Annotated in this window: 3 protein-coding genes; all 3 read left to right on the top strand. The window is 64.4% G+C overall.

What is annotated here, in order from left to right:
* Positions 1-82 precede the first annotated feature (82 nt).
* The gene (locus JMF90_RS30760) at positions 83-1,027 is read left to right on the top strand and encodes a YihY/virulence factor BrkB family protein (protein ID WP_011548074.1); all 945 of its coding nucleotides are present in this window, start codon (positions 83-85) and stop codon (positions 1,025-1,027) included.
* A gap of 416 nt (positions 1,028-1,443) precedes the next feature.
* Complete coding sequence (locus tag JMF90_RS30765) at positions 1,444-2,601, top strand: porin (protein ID WP_011694681.1); 1,158 nt, start codon at positions 1,444-1,446, stop codon at positions 2,599-2,601.
* Positions 2,602-2,992: 391 nt separating this feature from the next.
* Positions 2,993-3,140, top strand: a 148-nt coding sequence (locus JMF90_RS30770; protein WP_201325856.1) for a VOC family protein, incomplete at its 3' end; no start/stop codon positions are given.

Here is a 3,140-nt window from a genome sequence, read left to right on the forward strand (position 1 = left end):
CAACTATGATCGAATCCTCGGATCAATACCGATTTGTCCGATTAACTGAGATGATCCGCGTTCCGCGCGCAACCGAACCGTCATGAAACGACAGATCACTTCCGAAGCCACCCGCCTCGCCCAGCAGCAGGCCAACTGGGCCCTCACCGCGTTCAAGCGCTTCTCGTCCGACCGCTGCTCCGCGATGGCCGCGGGCATCGCGTTTTTCTCCGCGTTCTCGCTCGCGCCGACCCTCGTGATGGTGATCGCGGTGGCCGGCTGGTTCTACGGCGACGACGCCGCGCGCGGCCAGGTGTTCGAACAGGCGCACCAGCTGATCGGCGACGACGCGGCGGCCAGCATCCAGACGATCGTGCAGAACGCGCACCGCGCCGGCGAGCGCGGCGGCCTCGCCACGCTGATCTCGTTCGCCGCGCTCGCGATCGGCGCGTCGGCCACGTTCGCGTCGCTCAGCGCCGCGCTCAGCGTGATCTGGCCGGCCACCGAAAGCCGCTGGTCGAGCATGCTCGGACTGGTGCGGGTCCGGCTGATCTCGTTCGGGCTCGTGCTCGGCGTCGCGTTCCTGCTGATCGTGTCGCTCGTGCTCGACACCGCGATCACCTTCGTGGGCACCTGGCTGCTGGGCGATTCGCCGTACGTGGTCGTCACGAACCTCGTGCAGTTCTTCGTCGGCATCGCGGTGCTCGCCGCCGCGTTCGCGTCGTTGATGAAATTCCTGCCCGATGCGCGCGTCGCGTGGCGCGACGCCGCGATCGGCGGCATCGTGTCCGCGATCCTGTTCTCCGGCGGCAAGAAGCTGTTCGCGCTGTATCTCGCGCATGCGGGCACCGCGAGTGCGTTCGGCGCGGCCGGATCGTTCGCGGTCCTGCTGATGTGGCTGTACTTCTCCGCGATCGTGCTGCTGCTCGGCGCGGAGTTCGCGGCGGCCCGTGGCAACGCGCATCGGCCGGCCGAGCATGCGGCGCCGGCCGCGCCGGCTCCAGCCGCTCGACCCGGTCACGCCGACGATCGCCCGCGCGACGACTGATTGCGCCGCCCTGAAACGGGCCGCGCATCGATCTCGCGCGCCCAGGCACACCCTCCCGCTCCCTTGCAACCCCGGTGTCCGCCGCGCATTCGCGCGGCGTCGACGCTTTCTTTACACGTTGGCGCACGCACACCTGCAACCGCAAACGTTTGCACACCCTCTTTTCCTTGCTGCAACGGGCCGAAACAGGGGTTGTGTCGCCATGCACGTCAGCTATTGAAACAATCGCAGCGCAGCAATTGTCAACTATTTCATAAACAGGAACAGTCTCTGATGTGCTTGATATATATGGACTTTTTCCTGCTGTTACCTTTTCGAGACACTTTATTTTTTAAGCTTTCTTGCGTGTATGGCACTGAGCTATTCTCCAATCCGCAACAAATAACGATGAATCACTTGCGTGGAGAAACTCAACGATGAAGAAACTTGCTCTCTCGACCCTCTCGCTCGCCCTGCTGGGCGCGGCCGGCGCTGCTCAAGCTCAGTCGAGCGTCACGCTGTACGGCGTGATCGACACGTCGATCACCTATGTTCACGGTAACGATGGTCAAGGTAACAATTCGTGGTCGATGGGTAGCGGCAACCTGCAAGGCAGCCGCTTCGGCCTGAAGGGTTCGGAAGACCTCGGTGGCGGCCTGAAGGCGATCTTCCAGTTGGAAAACGGCTTCAACTCGGCATCGGGCGCACTGGGCCAGGGTGGCCGCATGTTCGGTCGTCAAGCCTTCGTCGGCCTGCAAAGCGACCAGTACGGTACGCTGACGCTGGGTCGCCAGTACGACCCGCTGGTCGACCTGGTCCAGGCAGTCACGGCTGACAACTACTTCGGCAGCGTGTTCGCCACGCCGGGTGACGTCGACAACAACGACAACAGCCTGCGCGTCAGCAACGCGATCAAGTACACGTCGCCGGTCTGGGCAGGCCTCCAGGTCGAAGCGCTGTACGCACTCGGCGGCGTCGCCGGCTCGACCGGCAAGGGTCAGACGTGGGCGGCAGCGGCAGCGTACAACAACGGCCCGCTCGGCCTGGCTGCAGGTTACTTCCACGCGAACAACTCGGCTCCGCTGAGCGCAGTTGGCCAGCGCACCGGCTGGGCCGGCACGTCGGACGCGATCTTCGACGGCTCGGGTAACTTCATCAACAACGCGTACACGTCGGCATCGTCGATCGGCATCGCGCAAGTCGCTGGCCAGTACGCATTCGGCCCGGTGACGTTCGGCCTCGGCTACAGCAACGCGCAATACAAGGCGGATGCGAACTCGGGCTTCGGCACGAACCAGAAGTACAACACGGGTCGCGCATTCGTCACGTACCAGGCATCGGCACCGCTGCTGCTGGGCGTCGGCTACATCTACACGAAGGGCAGCGGCCAGACGGACGCCAAGTACCACCAGGTTTCGCTCGGCGCGGACTACTCGCTGTCGAAGCGTACGGACATCTACCTGGTTGGCGCGTACCAGCACGCAAGCGGCAAGAACGCCGACGGTACCGATGCGCAAGCGTCGGTCGGCTCGTACGGCATCGCCGGCAAGAGCTCGCAGGAAATCGTCGCACTCGGCCTGCGTCACAAGTTCTAAAAACGAAGTATCCGGCGTGCCTGGCGTCTCCGACGCCTTGCCGCCGACCTGGAAAGCCAGCCCCGGTTTCGGCCGCGGCTGGCTTTTTTTCGTCCGCGCCCCGTGGCAGGCCGACATCGCCTGCAGGGCCGCCGCGCCCGAGCCGACACCCCGACATAGGTGGGCACGCCCGCAGCGGCGCCTGGCGGCTGCAAGGTGCCCGCGACACCGTTTCCTACGCCCGGCGAGGTCGCCGTTTCCCGGCAGGACGACTACTATCCGCACAGCCGGCATCGCCGGCTCAACCGAAGCGGGATTTGTTTGCGCCGCGTGCCGATTTCGGCAGGCGTCGTCCGTCGTATCGATGGCGGCACATGGTTTGCCCCGGACCCATACAGACAGGAGACTCGTCATGACGATTCAGAAGATCACGCCTTTTCTCTGGTATTCGACGGAAGCCGAAGAAGCAGCGGCCTTCTATGCCGGCATCTTTCCGGATTCGCGCATCGTGCGCGTCACGGCGGTGCCCGGCACCGACAGCACGCGGATGGTCGAATTCG

Source organism: Burkholderia sp. E168m23, assembly GCF_016586125.1.
In the GTDB taxonomy this organism is placed as follows: domain Bacteria; phylum Pseudomonadota; class Gammaproteobacteria; order Burkholderiales; family Burkholderiaceae; genus Burkholderia; species Burkholderia orbicola.

Coding starts and splice junctions, on each gene's coding strand:
- JMF90_RS30760 (WP_011548074.1), top strand. CDS start 83: ATGAAACGACAGATCACTTCCGAAGCCACCCGCCTCGCCCAGCAGCAG.
- JMF90_RS30765 (WP_011694681.1), top strand. CDS start 1,444: ATGAAGAAACTTGCTCTCTCGACCCTCTCGCTCGCCCTGCTGGGCGCG.